This window comes from Corynebacterium sphenisci DSM 44792 (assembly GCF_001941505.1).
In the GTDB taxonomy this organism is placed as follows: Bacteria; Actinomycetota; Actinomycetes; order Mycobacteriales; family Mycobacteriaceae; genus Corynebacterium; species Corynebacterium sphenisci.
Genome location: NZ_CP009248.1, coordinates 1,965,316 through 1,980,263, shown reverse-complemented (window position 1 = coordinate 1,980,263; position 14,948 = coordinate 1,965,316). Strand labels below are relative to the sequence as shown.

Here is a 14,948-nt window from a genome sequence, read left to right as displayed (position 1 = left end):
CTAGTCCTCGGGCAGCGGGGGCTGGTGGCGCAGGTCCCGGGCCTCGGCGCGGCGCACCTCGCGTTCGGCGCCCCCGCCGCGGCGGCCCCGGGTGGGCCACTCCGGCAGATCGGGCAGCTTCTCCAGGGCCTCCCGGCCGGCCTCCAGGGAGCGGCGGAGCACCCCGCCGCCGGCCTCCCGGGTGCGGTCCAGGGCGTCGGCGGTGATGTGGCCGACCTTGCGCTGCAGCTCCCGGCGGCGGCGCTCCCGGCGCTCCTCCCGGCCGCGGCGGGCCGCGGCGGCGTCGTTCTGCCGGCGGCGCTCCCGCTCGAAGGCCTCCGCGTCCCGGGCCTCCGCGGCGGAGAGCCGCGCCGAGGCCGCGGCGGCGGCGTCCCACAGCTCCTCCAGGGTCTCCGCCAGGTGCAGCATCGCGTCGATCCGGCGCTCCACGTCGCGGATCCGCTCCCGGTAGCCGGACTGGATGGAGAACCGGCGCAGCAGCCGGCGGGCGCGCACCGCCTCCTCCCGCCAGGCCGCGATCGCCCCGTCGTGGATGGACTCGTCGACGATGAAGCGCATCTCCCAGGGATCGACGTCGGCGGCGGCGAGGTTCGTCCGGACCCGCTCCTCGCGGTCGAGGATGTCCTGGACGAGCCCGCGGGCGCGGTCCTCGGCATGCGCGGCGCGGCTGGTGCGGGAGTTGTCCGGTTGGAAGATCACGGGCCCCATCCTACGGGCCGGGGCGGCCCCGGCCACCGCCCGCCGGCCGCCGCGCCCGGGGCGGGTCCGCGGCGCCGCTCAGCGGCGGCGGCCCTCCACGGTGCGCCGCTTGGTCACGTCCACCGCGTCGCCCAGGGCGGCGACCAGCGCGGAGACGGTCAGCGGCTGGAAGGTGCCGGCGATGCGCAGCATCGCCTCCCGGTCCAGCGCCCCGGCCCGGTAGCGCGGCCAGATCCGCTCCCGGAACACCTCGGTGAGCCCCTCGGCGATCGCGGCGACATGCTCGTCGATGAGCCGGCGGGCGGCCTCGGCGGCATCCGGCGGCAGGCCCGCGTCGAGCAGCGCGATGCCCTCGGCGAGGGTGCCGCCGCGCACCTGCCAGCCGCCGCGCGGATCGGCCTCGATGATCCGCAGCTGCACCAGCAGCGCCCGGTCCGCCTCGTCCAGGGCGCGCCCGGCCCGCTCGTCGAGCCCGGCGTCGTCGAGGTGCTCCGCCGGGTCCGCGGTCCACGGCGCGAGCAGCGCCCCGTGCAGCGCGATCGCCTCCTCGGAGGCGTCCGCCGGCAGCCGGCGCAGGTAGTCGCCGATCGCGTTCAGGCTCAGCCCGGTGGCCTGCAGGGTGCGGATCAGCTCCAGCCGGGCCAGGTGCCCGGGCCCGTACACCGCGGCCCGGCCGCGCCGGGCGGGGGCGGGCAGCAGGCCGCGGGTGGTGTAGAAGCGGATGGTGCGCGCGCCCACCCCGGAGCGCGCCGCCAGCTCCGCCAGGCCCAGCTGCGCCGGGGCGCCGGCCGCGGCGCGGTCGTCGGGGTCCTCGGCGGTGCTCATGGGCCCATCGTCTCATAGCCGTGGCAGCGGGCGGGTCGCGCCGGGCCGTGCCCCCGCGCCGGCCGGGGGTGGCCGGGGAGGGGGATTGAGAAGGAGATGCGCGGATCCGGCCCCCATGCTGACAGTGACAGTGTTACTGTCCCCGTAATCGCCGGGGCGCCGCCCCGGAGCCCGTGCCCCGACGAATCCCCCAGGAGCAGCAGCATGACCGCATCCCCCGGCGCCGCCGCCGATTCCCCCGCCGATCCCGCCGAGGTCGCCGCGGCCCCGCTGGCCGGGGTCCGGGTGGTCACCCTCGCCCCGAACCTGCCCGGCCCGGTCGCCGCCGCCCGGCTCGCCGCGCTCGGCGCGGACGTGGTGAAGGTGGAGCCGCCGAGCGGGGATCTGCTGGCCATGGCCTGCCCGCCCTACTACGCGGCGCTCGCCGAGGGGCAGCGGGTGCGGGTGATCGACCTCAAGGGGGCCGCCGGCCGCACCGAGCTCGAGGAGCTGCTCCGCGACGCGGATCTGCTGCTCACCTCCTCCCGGCCCGCCGCCCTGGCCAAACTGGGCCTGGGCTTCGCCGATCTCGCCGCCCGGCACCCCCGGCTGGCGCAGGTCGCCATCGTCGGCGAGGTCGCCGACCCCGAGCACCCCGGCCACGACCTGACCTACCAGGCGGCCGCGGGCACCCTGCAGCCCCCGGCGATGCCCCCGGTGCCCTGGGCGGACATGGCCGGCGCGGAGCGCGCCGTCGCCGAGGCGCTGCTCGCCCTGGCCATCGTCGATCGCACCGGGCGCGGGGTGCTGCGCACCGTGGGCCTGGGCGATGTGGTCGCCGATCTCGCCGCCCCGCTGCGGCACGGCCTCACCGGCCCCGGCGCCCCGTTGGGCGGGGCGCTGCCCCAGTACGCCATCCACGCCGCCGCCGAGGGCCATGTCGCCGTCGCCGCCCTGGAACCGCATTTCCTGGGCCGGCTCATCGACGAACTGGGCCTCGGCCCCGATGAGGCCGCGGCGCTGGCCTCCGGCGACGGCGCCGCCCTGGCCGAGGCGCTGCGCGGGCGCACCGCCGCGCAGTGGGCGGCCTGGGCCGCCGAACGCGATCTGCCGATCGCCGAGGTCCGCCGGCCCGGCTAGCCCCGCGGGCCCCGCCGCCCGACGACCCCCATCGACCCCCACCACCCCCACGCCGCCGCGGGATCCCGCGCCGGCCGATCCCCACACAAGGAGCACGCACATGTTCAGCCGCACCGAATACACCTCGCCCTGGCGCACCCCCGACGTCGAGGAGCTGGGCAAACTCGCCCGGGACGTCTTCCTCAAGGAGGCCGTGCCGAACCAGGAGAAGTGGGACGCGCAGAAGCACGTCGACCGCGGGTTCTGGAACACCTGCGGGGACGTGGGCATGCTGCTGCCCTCGATCCCCGAGGAGTACGGCGGCGGCGGGGGCACCTTCGCCCATGAGGCGGTCATCCAGGAGGAGCAGGCCAAGGTGGACAACGACTCCTTCGGCTTCTCCGTGCACTCCGGGATCGTCGCCCACTACATCCTCGCCTACGGCACCGAGGAGCAGAAGCGGCGCTGGCTGCCGAAGATGGCCAGCGGCGAACTGGTCGGCGCGATCGCGATGACCGAGCCGGGCACCGGCTCCGATCTGCAGGCGATCCGCACCTCCGCGAAACTCGACGGGGACCATTACGTGGTCAACGGGGCGAAGACCTTCATCACCAACGGCTCCCAGGCGGAGCTCATCATCATCGTCTGCCGCACCAAGGACGAGCCCGGCGGGGCGGGCCTGAGCCTGCTCGTCGCCGAGGTCGCCGACCTGCCCGGGTTCACCCGGGGCCGGGTGCTGGACAAGATCGGCATGCCCGGCCAGGACACCTCGGAGCTGTTCTTCGAGGACATGCGGGTGCCCAAGGAGAACCTGCTCGGCGAGGACGAGGGGATGGGCTTCCTGCAGCTGATGATGCAGCTGCCCCAGGAGCGGCTGATCATCGCCGTCGCCGCGGTCGCCGGCATGGAGCGCGCCCTGGAGCTGACCGTCAAGTACACCAAGGAGCGCACCGCCTTCGGCCGGGAGCTGCTGAAGTTCCAGAACACCCGCTTCGAGCTCGCCGAGTGCACCACCGAGACCTACGCGGTGCGCACCTTCGTGGACCACTGCGTGGGCCTGCACATCGAGGGCCGGCTGGATCCGGCGACCGCCTCCATGGCGAAGTACCTGGCCACCGACAAGCTCTGCGAGGTCGTGGACCGCTGCCTGCAGCTCTTCGGCGGCTACGGGTACATGAAGGAGTACCCCATCGCGCGCTCCTACGCCACGGCCCGGGTGCAGCGCATCTACGGCGGCACCAACGAGATCATGAAGGAGCTCATCGCCCGCTCCCTGTAGCGGCCCCGCCCGCGCCGCCGGCGCCCGCGCCCCCTCCCGGGGCCCGGGCGCCGTCGGCGCGGGCCGGTTCAGTGCGGGGCGTAGTGGGAGTCCAGCAGATGCCGGAAGTTCGCCATGATGGTGCGCCGGCGCAGCTTCATGGTGGGGGTGAGCTCCCCGGCCTCCACGGACAGCTCCCGGTCCAGGATGGTGAACCGGCGCACCCGCTCCCAGTGCGAGAGGGTGGCGTTCAGCTGCTCCACGTAGCCGCCGATGAGCTCGCGCACCTCCGGGGCCTTGGCCAGGTGCGGCAGCTCCAGCGAGCCCAGCCCGTGCCGGGCCGCCCAGTCCCGGATCGCCGCCTCGTCGAGGGCGACCAGGGCGGAGACGAATTTCCGGCCCGGCCCGTCGACGACGATCTGCGCGGTGAAGGGGCACAGCGCCCCGAAGGTGGACTCGATCTTCGTCGGCGCCACGTATTTGCCGGTGGAGGTCTTGAACAGCTCCTTCTTGCGGTCGGTGATGCGCAGGAACTCCCGATCGTCGAGCCGGCCGATGTCCCCGGTGTGCAGCCAGCCGTCGGCGTCGATCACCTCGGCGGTGGCCTCCGGCAGCCCGTGGTAGCCGTCCATCACCCCGGGCCCGCGCAGCAGCACCTCCCCGTCGGGGGCGATGGCCAGCTCGGTGCCGGGCAGCGCCCAGCCCACGGTGCCGGCCCGCCAGGCCCACATCCGGTTCACGGTGGCCGCGGCGGCGTACTCGGTCATCCCGTAGCCCTCGTACACCGGCAGCCCGATGATCGCGAACCAGTCGGCGACCTCGGCGGCCAGCGGGGCCGCCCCGCTCATGATGGCCTGCACATTGCCGCCGAAGCGGGCCCGGATCTTGGCGAAGACCAGCCGGTCGGCCAGGGCCACCTGGGCGCGCAGCCGGGCCGGCACCGGCTCCCCGGCGCAGCGCAGCGCCCAGGCCCGGCCGCCGACGGCCACCGCCCAGCGGTACAGGGCGGCCTTGGCCCCGCCGGCGGCGTCCATGGCCGAGCCCACCCCGGCGTGGATCTTCTCCAGCACCCGCGGCACGCAGGCGAGGAAGGCCGGGCGCACCGCGGCGAGGTTCTCCGCGAGATGGTTGACGTCGCCGTCGATGGTGGTCACCGCGCCGACCTGGTAGCTGGCGCCGAGCAGCACCTTGCCGAAGGAGTGGGTCAGCGGCAGCCACAGGTAGTGGCTGTCGCCCTCGTGGATGAAGCCGATGGTGGTGCTCACCGCGCCCTGGTAGGCTACCGCCCGGTGGGACAGGCGCACCCCCTTGGGCAGCCCGGTGGTGCCGGAGGTGTACATCAGGGTGCACAGGTCATCGGCGGTGACCGCCTCGGCGCGGGCGGCGACCCGGCCGGGGTCGGCGGCCAGCGCGGCCCGGCCGGCGGCGAGCAGCTCGGCGAAGGTGCGCACCCGCCCCGGCGCCGCCGCGGCGGCCTCGCCCGGCCGGTCGTCGAGGACGATGATCTCGCGCAGCCCGGGCAGCTGGTCGGCGTGGGCGGCCAGGGTGCGCACATGGTCGGCGTCCTCGGCGAAGAGCACCCCGACCCCGGCATCGCGGAGGATGTGCACCAGCTCGGCGTCGATCGCGGTGGGGTAGAGGGGGGTGGTCGCCGCCCCGGTGAACATCGCCCCGGTGTCGGCGAGCACCCATTCGTAGCGGGTGCCGGAGAGGATGCCGACCCGGTCGCCGGGGGCGACGCCGAGGTCGATGAGCCCGGCGGCGACGGCCTCGGCGGCCGCGCCGAAATCGGCCCAGGTGTGCTCCACCCAGGTGGCCGGGTCGGCCGGGTCGGCCGGGGGCGCGGCGGCGTGCGGATCGGGGTCCGCGGCGGCGCGGTGCCGGAAGGCGATCCGCTCCGGGCTGGCCGCGATCCGGCGGCGGATCTGGGTCACCACGGTGAGGTCGGGGTCCGAGATCGGGGCCAGATCGGCCGGCTCCTCCTCGGGCCGCCGGTGCCGGGTGGGGTTCGGTCGGGGTGCCCGCATGGCGTGTCTCCTCGGGTCGGTTCCTCGGGGCGGCGACCGGGGCCGCGCCCCTAACCTACGGCTCGGTAGGTTACGGTTACGTTAGCGTAGGTTCAGGTGCCCCGTCGAGGGATTCCCCCCGGGGTAGCCTGGTGACATGGATCACCTCCCCCGGCTCATCGGGACGCCCCGCCCCGGCGGCGACCTCATCGTGGTCGCCGTGCCCGCCGAGGCCGCCGGTCTCGCGGAGCTCGCCCCGGTGCTGGTCACCGGGGTGGGCCGGCTCGCCGCGGCCGCGGCGCTGGCCGGGCACCTGGGCCGCGGCCCCCGCCCGGGCCGGATCCTCAACGCCGGCACCGCCGGGGCGCTGCGCGACGACCCCGGGCTCGCCCCCGGCACCGTGCACCGGATCGGGCAGGTGCGCCTGCACGACTACCCGCATGCGGTGATCGCGGACCTCGCCGGGGCGGATCCGCATCCGCCGCTGCGCCTCGACCCCGCCCCCGGGGCGGTCCGGCTGGCCACCGGGGACGCCTTCGTCGCCGACCCGGCCACCCGGGCGCGGCTGGCCCGGGGCGCGGATCTGGTGGACATGGAGGGCTACGCGGTGGCCTGGATCGCCGCGCGCGCCGGGATCCCGGCCCGGCTGGTGAAGGTGGTCTCCGACACCGCCGGCGGGGGCGGCGACGCCGCCGCGGCCTGGGCGGCGGCGGTGCCGCGCTGCGCCGGGCTGCTCGCCGGGCACCTCGGCGCCGGCTGAACGCGCGGCCGCCCCCGCGCGCCGGGGCCGGCGGCGGGGGCGGGGCGGCGGCGGGTCAGCGGTAGTGCGCGTCGAGCAGCTCCCGGAAGTTCTCCAGGATCACCCGGCGGCGCAGCTTCAGCGTCGGGGTGACCTCCCCGCGCTCGATGGACAGCTCCCGGTCCAGGATCGTGAAGCGGTGCACCTGCTCCCAGTGCGCCAGGCCGGCGTTGAGCCGCTCCACGTAGCCGGCGATGAGCCCGCGCACCTCCTCCCGGGCGGCCAGCGCGGGCAGATCCAGATCCCCCAGGCCGTTGGCCGCCGCCCAGTCCCGGATCGCCTCCTCGTCGAGGGCGACCAGCGCGGAGACGAACTTCCGGCCCGGCCCGTCGACCACCAGCTGGGTGCTGTACGGGCACAGCGCCCCGAAGGCGGCCTCGATCTTCGCCGGGGCGACGTACTTGCCCACCGAGGTCTTGAACAGCTCCTTCTTCCGGTCGGTGATCCGCAGGAAGCCGCGCTCGTCGAATTCGCCGATGTCCCCGGTGCGCAGCCAGCCCCCCTCGTCGAAGGCCGCCGCGGTGGCCTCCGGCAGCCCGTGGTAGCCGTCCATCACCCCGCCGCCGCGGATGAGCACCTCCCCGTCGTCGGCGCAGCGCATCTCGGTGCCCGGCATCGGCCAGCCCACGGTGCCCGCCCGCCAGGCGCCGATCCGGTTCGCGGTGGCCGCGCCCCCGCATTCGCTGAGCCCGTAGCCCTCGTAGACCGGCAGGCCCACCGCCGCGAACCAGTCCGCCACCTCCGTCGACAGCGGGGCCGCCCCGCACATGATGGTGCGCAGCCGGCCGCCGAAGCGCTCCCGGATCCTGGCGAACACCAGCCGGTCGGCGAGCGCCATGCGCAGCCGCAGCACCGCCCCGATCGGCTCCCCGGCCACGGTGCGCCGCCAGTATTCGCCGCCGACCGCGATCGCCCGGCGGTAGAGCAGCGCCTTCACCCCGCCGGCCTCCGCCATCGCCGAATCCACCCCGGCCCGGATCTTCTCCAGCAGCCGGGGCACCGCGGCGATGAAGTGCGGCCGGGCCACCGGCAGGTTCTCCAGCAGGTGGGCGGGGTCGCCGTCGATGGTGGTGTCGGTGCCGTTGTGCAGGCAGGCGCCGATGAGCGCCTTGCCGAAGGCGTGCGACATGGGCAGCCACAGGTACTTCGCGTCCCCCGGGTTGACGAAGCCCATGGTGTCGGTGGCCGCGCCCTGGTAGGCGGCGGCCCGGTGGGACAGCCGCACCCCCTTGGGCAGCCCGGTGGTGCCCGAGGTGTAGAGCAGGGTGCACAGATCCGCGGGCCGCACCCGGTCGGCGCGGGCGGCGACCAGCTCCGGGTCCGCGGCGTGCACCCGCCGGCCGCGGGCGATGAGCTCCTCGAAGGTGCGCACCCGGGCCGGGGTGGCCGTCACCGCGGCGGCGGCCGCCTCCCCGGCCAGCGCCCCGGCCCCGCCGAGCATGATGATCTCGCGCACCCGGGGCAGCTGCCCGGCGTGCGCGGCCAGGGCCTCCAGATGCCGGGTGTCCTCGGCGAACACCACCTCGGCTGCCGAATCGCCGAGGATGTGCACCAGCTCGGCGTCGATCACGGTGGGGTAGAGCGGGGTGGTCGCCGCCCCGGCGAGCATCACCCCGGCGTCGGCGAGCATCCACGGGTAGCCGGTGCCGGCCAGGATCGCCACCCGGTCGCCGAAGCCCACCCCGGCGTCCACCAGCCCGGCGGCCACCGCATGGGCCTCGGCGCCGAACTCGCCCCAGGTGCGGGTGGCCCAGCGGGCCGGCTCCCCGGGGCCGTCCACCCGGAAGCGGATCCCGATCCGGTCCGGGGTGTCGGCCACCCGGTGCCGGATCTGCTTGACCACGGTCAGCTCCGGATCGGAGATCGGGGCCAGGTTCACCGGCTCATCCTCGGGGCGGTGGATCCGGTTGGGTTCGGGTCGGGTGCGCTGCATGTCCTCGCCTTCTCCTGGCACGGCCCCGGGCGGGGCCGCGGGGACCGCGGCACCGCCGGATGCTCCGGTGATCCGGACCGTGGCTACGGTTGCGTAGGTTAGCGTCCCGGCCGCCCCGGCGGGGGCGGAACCCCCGGACGGGCCCCCGAACGCGGGGCGCCGCCCCGGCGGCTCAGCGGTAGTGCGCCTCGAGCAGGTGCCCGAAGTTCTCCATGATGGTGCGCCGGCGCAGCTTCATCGTCGGCGTGAGCTCCCCGGCCTCGATGGAGAACTCCCGGTCGATGATGGTGAAGCGGCCGATCCGCTCCCAGGGGGAGAGGGTCCCGTTGAGCTCGTCGACGTAGCCGCCGATGAGCTCCCGGACCTCGTCGGCGGCGGCGAGGTGGGCGAGGGTGTCGCCGGCCACGCCGTGGGCGGCGGCCCAGTCCCGCACCGCCGGCTCGTCGAGGGTGATCAGCGCGGAGACGAACTTCTCGCCCGCCCCGCCGACGATCGCCTGCGCCACGTAGGGGCAGCTCGCGCCGAGGCCGGCCTCGATCCGGCCCGGGGCGACGTATTTGCCGGTGGAGGTCTTGAACAGCTGCTTCTTCCGGTCGGTGATCCGCAGGAAGCCGCGCTCGTCGAGCTCGCCGACGTCGCCGGTGTGCAGCCAGCCCTCGGCGTCGATGGCCTCCGCGGTGGCCTCCGGCAGCCCGTGGTAGCCCTCCATCACATGCGGGCCGCGCAGCAGCACCTCCCCGTCCTCGGCGATCCGCAGCTCGGTGCCGGGGAAGGGCCAGCCCACGGTGCCGGCCCGCCAGGCCCACATCCGGTTCACGGTGGCCGCGGCCCCGCATTCGGTCATTCCCCAGCCCTCCAGCACCGGCATCCCGATGGCGGCGAACCAGGTGGCGATCTCCTCGCCCAGCGGGGCGGCGCCGCTCATCACCGCGCGCACCCGGCCGCCGAAGCGCTCCCGGATCTTGGCGAAGACCAGGCGATCGGCGAGGCGGTGCCGCAGCCGCAGGGTCAGCGGGGGCTCGGTGCCGGCGACCCGGTGCGCCCAGTGCCGGTGCCCGACGTCGATCGCCCAGCGGTACAGCGCGGCCTTCACCCCGCCGGCCTCGCCCATCGCCGCGCCGACGCCGGCGTGCACCTTCTCCAGCACCCTGGGCACCGAGGCGAGGAACACCGGCCGGAACTCCGGCAGGTTCGCCATCAGGTGCTCCGGGTCGCCGTCGATGACGGTCTCCGCCCCGAACTGGATCGAGGCGGCGACCAGGACCTGGCCGAAGGCGTGGCTCAGCGGCAGCCACAGGTAGTGCACCTCGCCCTCCGCGATGAGGTCCAGGGTGCGGGTCACCGCCCCCTCGAAGGACATGCAGCTGTGCGGCAGGCGCACCCCCTTCGGGGCGCCGGTGGTGCCGGAGGTGTACATCAGGCTGCGCAGATCCGCGGGGGTCAGCGCCGCCACCCGGCGCTGCACCAGATCCGGGTCCGCGGCGAGCGCGGCGGCGCCGAGCTCGCGCAGCCCGGTCAGGGTGCGCACCCGCCAATGCGCCCCCGGGTCCGCCGCGCCCGGCTCGTCGTCGAGGATCACCACGTCGGAGACCTCGGGCAGCCGGTCGGCGATCGCGGTGAGCCGGGCCAGCTGGGCGGCGTCCTCGGCGAAGACCACCCGGGCCCCGGAGTCGTTGATGATGTGCCGGATCTCGTCCGGGATGGAGGTGGGGTACAGCGGGGAGGTCGCCGCCCCGGCGTGGATGATCCCGGCGTCGGCGAGCACCCACTCGTAGCGGGTGCCGGAGAGCAGGGAGACCCGGTCGCCGCGGTGCACGCCGAGCTCGGCCAGGCCCGCGGCGACGAGCCGGAGCTCCTCGCCGAATTCGGCCCAGGTGCGGGTGAGCCAGCCGCCGGCGCCGTCGGGGGAGCGGAAGGCGGTCAGGTGGGGGGTCTTGCCGATCCGCCGGGCGATCTGGGCGGTGACGGTGCCGGGATCATCATCCAGGACGGAGCCGTCGATGGGCTCGTCCTCGGGTCGGCGGTAGCGGTTCGGCTCGGGGTAGACGGCGCTCATGCGGCCTCGGCTTCTCGGTCGGTGGTCCATCGCGGTTCCGCGGGCCACCGCGGCGCCATCGGCGCCGTCGGCCGCGGACCCGTCCGGGGTGTGAGCCACATCATAGCCTCGGTGCTATCCGTGGGGAACGGGTTTCGCCGAAAAACCTATCCGCCCGCCGCCGCCCGCCCCGGTCGGCGGCGCGACTCAGTCGGCGACCAGGGTCTCCAGGGTGAACTCGGGATGCTCCTTCTCGATGAAGGACAGCTTCCACTTGTCCCCGAACAGGGCGATGATCGCCCCGTCGGAGCGGTGGAAGATCTCCACCCCGCGCTGCCGGGCCAGCCCCGGCGCGGAGGCCTCGTCGGTGCGCCGGGCCACCGAGTAGGGGATCGGCTCGGTGACCGTCTCCACGTTGTACTCCCCGGCCATCCGGGCCTGCATCACCTCGAACTGCATCGGGCCGACCGCGGCCATCACCGGGGCGGCCTCGCCGCGGGCGTCGTTGCGCAGGATCTGCACCACGCCCTCGGCGTCGAGCTGCTCGATGGCCTTGCGGAACTGCTTGTAGCTGCCCAGCGACTTCGCCCGCAGGGTGCGGAAATGCTCCGGGGCGAACTGCGGCATCGGCGGGTACTGCACCCGCCGGCCCGCGTACAGGGTGTCCCCGGGGGCCAGCGCCCCGGCGTTGACCAGGCCGACGATGTCGCCCGGGTAGGCGGTGTCCACGGTGGCCCGGGTGCGCCCGAACACGGTGAGCGCGTACTTGGTGGAGAAGCTGCGCCCGGACTGGGCGTGGGTGACCTGCATGCCCCGGTCGAAGGCCCCGGAGACCACCCGCAGGAAGGCCAGCTTGTCCCGGTGGTGCGCGTCCATCCCGGCCTGCACCTTGAACACCACCCCGGAGAAGTCGTCGCCGGGGGCGCGGGAGTCGTCCATGGCGCTGGTCGCGGCGGCCAGCGCCGCCGGGTCCGCGGCCCGCGGCCCCGGTGCCGGGGCGAGCTCGCAGAGGGTGTCCAGGATCTGGTGCACCCCCCAGTTGAGCATCGCGGAGGCGAAGATCACCGGGGAGGTGTCCCCGGCCAGGTACATCTCCTGGTCGTGGTCGGCGCTGTCGGCGGAGAGCAGCTCGGATTCCTCGGCCGCGGTCTCCCAGGCCGCGCCCTGCTCCGCGGCCGCGGCCGCCGGGTCCAGGTGGGTCTCCCCGGCGATGGTGGAGCCGCCGGCGGTGCGCTCGAAGCGGATGAACCCCCGGGCGGCCCCGCCCTCGCCACGGTGCAGCAGCCCCCGGAAGTCCCCGGCCTCGCCCACCGGCCAGTACAGGGGGGTGGGCTGCAGCCCGATCTCGGCGACGATCTCGTCCATCAGCTCCAGCGGCGCCTTGCCCGGCCGGTCCCATTTGTTGATCACGGTGATGATCGGGATCCCGTTGGTCTTGCACACCCGGAACAGCTTCAGGGTCTGCGGCTCCAGGCCCTTGGCCCCGTCGACGAGCATCACCGCCGCGTCCACGGCGGTGAGCACCCGGTAGGTGTCCTCGGAGAAGTCCGCGTGGCCGGGGGTGTCCACCAGGTTGATCACGTAGGGCTCGCCGACGTGGCCGGCCGGGGCGTACTCGAACTGCAGCGCCGAGGAGGCCACCGAGATGCCCCGGTCCTGCTCCATCTCCATCCAGTCCGAGACGGTGGCCTTGCGCCCGGATTTGCCGTGCACCGCGCCGGCCTCGGCGATGACGTGCGCATGCAGCGCCAGCGCCTCGGTGAGCGTGGACTTGCCGGCGTCCGGGTGGGCGATGACCGCGAAGGTGCGGCGGCGGGCGGCCTCGGCGGCGGGGGAGGACATGGGGGGATCGGCTTCCTTCCGTGGTCGGTGCCGGTCAAGGATACCGCCGCGGCGCGCCCGCCCCGCGCCGCCCCGGGCCGGGCGCGGGGGCCGCCCCTTCGGGGGCCCCGGCGGCGCGGAGGGGGCGCAAGCGGCTACTTTCGGGGGTGAGCCGTCCGCGGTGACCGCGGACGCCGCCACCAGCCCACCCCCGCCGGCGACCTTCGCCGGCGCCGCAGACGATGGAGGATCCATGACCGTCGACAGCCCGCACCCCGAATCCACCGATCCGGCCGACGCCGACGACATCCGCGGCACCCACGCCGCCGGGGTGTCCGCGCCGATCACCGACGCCGACTGGAACGAGCGGATCGCGCTGGCCGAGGCGATGATCCCGCTGCTGGGCCGGCTGCGCCGGGAGCGCAACGTGGTGACCTCCATCTTCGGCCGCCGGCTGGAGAACGTCACCGAGACCGGGATCATCAAGTCGCACCGCTACGCCCGCCGGATCATCAACGAGGAGCTGCCGCTGGCGCAGACCCTGCCGATCCTGGAGCAGCTGGTGGAGATGGACCTGGGCACCGCCTCCATCGACCTGGGCACCCTGGCCACCCGGCACGAGGAGGTCGGCGGGGATCTGCGCGCCTTCCTCGACGCCGAACTCGCCGAGGTCATCGGCCGCAACGAGGAGACCCCGAAGACCGACGTGGTGCTCTACGGCTTCGGCCGGATCGGCCGGCTGCTGGCCCGGATTCTGCTCACCCGGCAGGCCGACCACAACGGCCCGGTGCTGCGCGCCATCGTGGTGCGCCAGGGCGCCGAGGACGACATCGTCAAACGCGCCTCCCTGCTGCGCCGGGACTCGGTGCACGGCGCCTTCGACGGCACCATCTCGGTGGACCGGGAGAACAACGTGATCTGGGCCAACGGCACCCCGATCCAGGTGATCTACTCCGATGACCCGGCGACGGTGGACTACACCGCCTACGGCATCGACGACGCGGTGGTGGTGGACAACACCGGCCGCTGGCGCGACCGGGCGGGGCTGGAGCAGCATCTGCGGGCCACCGGGGTGGCCCGGGTGCTGCTCACCGCCCCGGGCAAGGGCGACGTGAAGAACATCGTCTACGGGATCAACCACAAGGGGATCACCGACGCCGACCGGATCCTCTCCGCGGCGAGCTGCACCACCAACGGGATCACCCCGGTGCTCAAGGTGGTCAACGACAAGTGGGGGGTGGCGCACGGCCACGTGGAGACGGTGCACTCCTTCACCAACGACCAGAACCTGATCGACAACTTCCACCGGGGCTCGCGCCGCGGCCGGGCGGCGACGCTGAACATGGTGCTCACCGAGACCGGGGCGGCGAAGGCGGTGGCCAAGGCGCTGCCCGAGTTCGAGGGCAAGCTCACCGGCAACGCGATCCGGGTGCCCACCCCGGACGTGTCCATGGCGGTGCTCAACCTCACCCTGGAGCGCGAGGTCACCCGCGAGGAGGTCAACGACTACATCCGGGAGGTGTCGCTGCGCTCGGTGCTGCGCCAGCAGATCGACTACATCCACTCCCCGGAGGTGGTCTCCAGCGACTTCATCGGCACCACGCACACCGGCATCGTGGACGGCCTGGCGACCATCGCCGCCGGCCGGCACCTGGTGCTCTACGTCTGGTACGACAACGAGTTCGGCTACTCCAACCAGGTGGTCCGGATCGTCGAGGAGATCGCCGGGGCCCGGCCGATCGTGCTGCCCAAGCGCAAGCACCTCGAGGAGCTCTAGGCCCCGCCCCGGCCCGCCGGCCGGCGCCCCCGCCGCACCGGCGGGGCGCCGGCCGCCGCCGATCCCCGGGGCGGCCTAGCGGCCGTGCACCCGGTTCTGCGCCCCGGTCAGGCCGAGGTCGACCAGCGCCTCCACCGCGTCGGCGGCCTCGGCCACGGCGAGCGCGAACTCCTCGCGCTCCCGCGCCGGGGGTTCGCGCAGCACGTAGTCGGCCGGGTCCATCCGCCCCGGCGGCCGGCCGATGCCCACCCGCACCCGCAGGTAGTCGCGGGTGCCCAGGGCCTTCGAGGTGGAGCGCAGCCCGTTGTGCCCGCCCTCGCCGCCGCCGCGTTTGAGCCGCACCACGCCCGGGTCCAGGTCCAGCTCATCGTGCACCACGATGATCCCGGCGGGGTCGATCTTGAAGAAGCGGGCCAGGGCGGCCACCGGGCCGCCGGAGAGGTTCATGTAGCTGCGCGGCTTGGCCAGGATCAGCGCCCGCTCGCCGCCGTCGGGCAGCCGCCGGCGGATCCGCGCGATCTCGGCGTTGGAGCGCCGGTGCGCGGAGAAGGACGCCGGCATCGGGTCGGCCCGCCCGGCGAGCTCATCGAGCACCAGGTGGCCGATGTTGTGCCGGGTGCCGGCGTACTTCGGGCCCGGGTTGCCCAGGCCCACCACGAGGAGGGGGGAGTCGCTTGCTGGCATGCCGGCCATGATC

At 74.8% G+C, this 14,948-nt stretch carries 11 protein-coding genes; 4 read left to right on the top strand and 7 right to left on the bottom strand.

The window, feature by feature from the left end:
• Both CSPHI_RS08950 and CSPHI_RS08945 read right to left on the bottom strand, forming a co-directional pair.
• Entirely contained in the window at positions 1-708 is a 708-nt protein-coding gene (locus tag CSPHI_RS08950; RefSeq protein ID WP_245803301.1) for a hypothetical protein, read from the bottom strand.
• Positions 709-777: 69 nt separating this feature from the next.
• A complete protein-coding gene (locus CSPHI_RS08945; protein WP_075692642.1) occupies positions 778-1,524 on the bottom strand; it encodes a MerR family transcriptional regulator in 747 nt (248 codons plus the stop codon).
• A 204-nt stretch (positions 1,525-1,728) separates the two neighbouring features.
• On the opposite strand from CSPHI_RS08945, the gene CSPHI_RS08940 reads away from it, so the two are divergent.
• Together CSPHI_RS08940 and CSPHI_RS08935 are read left to right on the top strand one after the other, a co-directional pair.
• The gene (locus tag CSPHI_RS08940) at positions 1,729-2,643 is read left to right on the top strand and encodes a CoA transferase (RefSeq protein WP_084210342.1); all 915 of its coding nucleotides are present in this window, start codon (positions 1,729-1,731) and stop codon (positions 2,641-2,643) included.
• Positions 2,644-2,743: 100 nt separating this feature from the next.
• Complete coding sequence (locus CSPHI_RS08935) at positions 2,744-3,901, top strand: acyl-CoA dehydrogenase family protein (protein ID WP_075692640.1); 1,158 nt, start codon at positions 2,744-2,746, stop codon at positions 3,899-3,901.
• Positions 3,902-3,969: 68 nt separating this feature from the next.
• Here the strand turns inward: CSPHI_RS08935 and CSPHI_RS08930 are convergent, their stop codons facing one another.
• Positions 3,970-5,907, bottom strand: coding sequence for an AMP-dependent synthetase/ligase (locus CSPHI_RS08930; protein ID WP_075692638.1), 1,938 nt, complete (start codon positions 5,905-5,907; stop codon positions 3,970-3,972).
• Positions 5,908-6,043: 136 nt separating this feature from the next.
• On the opposite strand from CSPHI_RS08930, the gene CSPHI_RS08925 reads away from it, so the two are divergent.
• Positions 6,044-6,646, top strand: coding sequence for a nucleosidase (locus CSPHI_RS08925; RefSeq protein WP_075692636.1), 603 nt, complete (start codon positions 6,044-6,046; stop codon positions 6,644-6,646).
• Positions 6,647-6,701: 55 nt separating this feature from the next.
• Here the strand turns inward: CSPHI_RS08925 and CSPHI_RS08920 are convergent, their stop codons facing one another.
• The 3 genes from CSPHI_RS08920 to CSPHI_RS08910 form a co-directional block, all read right to left on the bottom strand.
• On the bottom strand, positions 6,702-8,618 hold the full coding sequence (locus CSPHI_RS08920) for an AMP-dependent synthetase/ligase (RefSeq protein ID WP_075692634.1): 1,917 nt from the start codon (positions 8,616-8,618) through the stop codon (positions 6,702-6,704).
• A 172-nt stretch (positions 8,619-8,790) separates the two neighbouring features.
• On the bottom strand, positions 8,791-10,674 hold the full coding sequence (locus CSPHI_RS08915; protein WP_075692632.1) for an AMP-dependent synthetase/ligase: 1,884 nt from the start codon (positions 10,672-10,674) through the stop codon (positions 8,791-8,793).
• 186 nt (positions 10,675-10,860) lie between these two features.
• Positions 10,861-12,495 (bottom strand): peptide chain release factor 3, encoded by a 1,635-nt coding sequence (locus CSPHI_RS08910; RefSeq protein ID WP_075692630.1) that lies wholly within the window; start codon positions 12,493-12,495, stop codon positions 10,861-10,863.
• Between the two features lie 232 nt (positions 12,496-12,727).
• Between CSPHI_RS08910 and CSPHI_RS08905 the strand changes: the two genes are divergently transcribed.
• Positions 12,728-14,251: a glyceraldehyde-3-phosphate dehydrogenase gene (locus tag CSPHI_RS08905; protein ID WP_084210340.1), complete on the top strand. Its 1,524-nt coding sequence runs from the start codon at positions 12,728-12,730 to the stop codon at positions 14,249-14,251.
• 75 nt (positions 14,252-14,326) lie between these two features.
• On the opposite strand, the gene pth is transcribed toward CSPHI_RS08905, so the two are convergent.
• Complete coding sequence (pth, locus tag CSPHI_RS08900) at positions 14,327-14,935, bottom strand: aminoacyl-tRNA hydrolase (protein WP_075692629.1); 609 nt, start codon at positions 14,933-14,935, stop codon at positions 14,327-14,329.
• Positions 14,936-14,948: the final 13 nt, after the last annotated feature.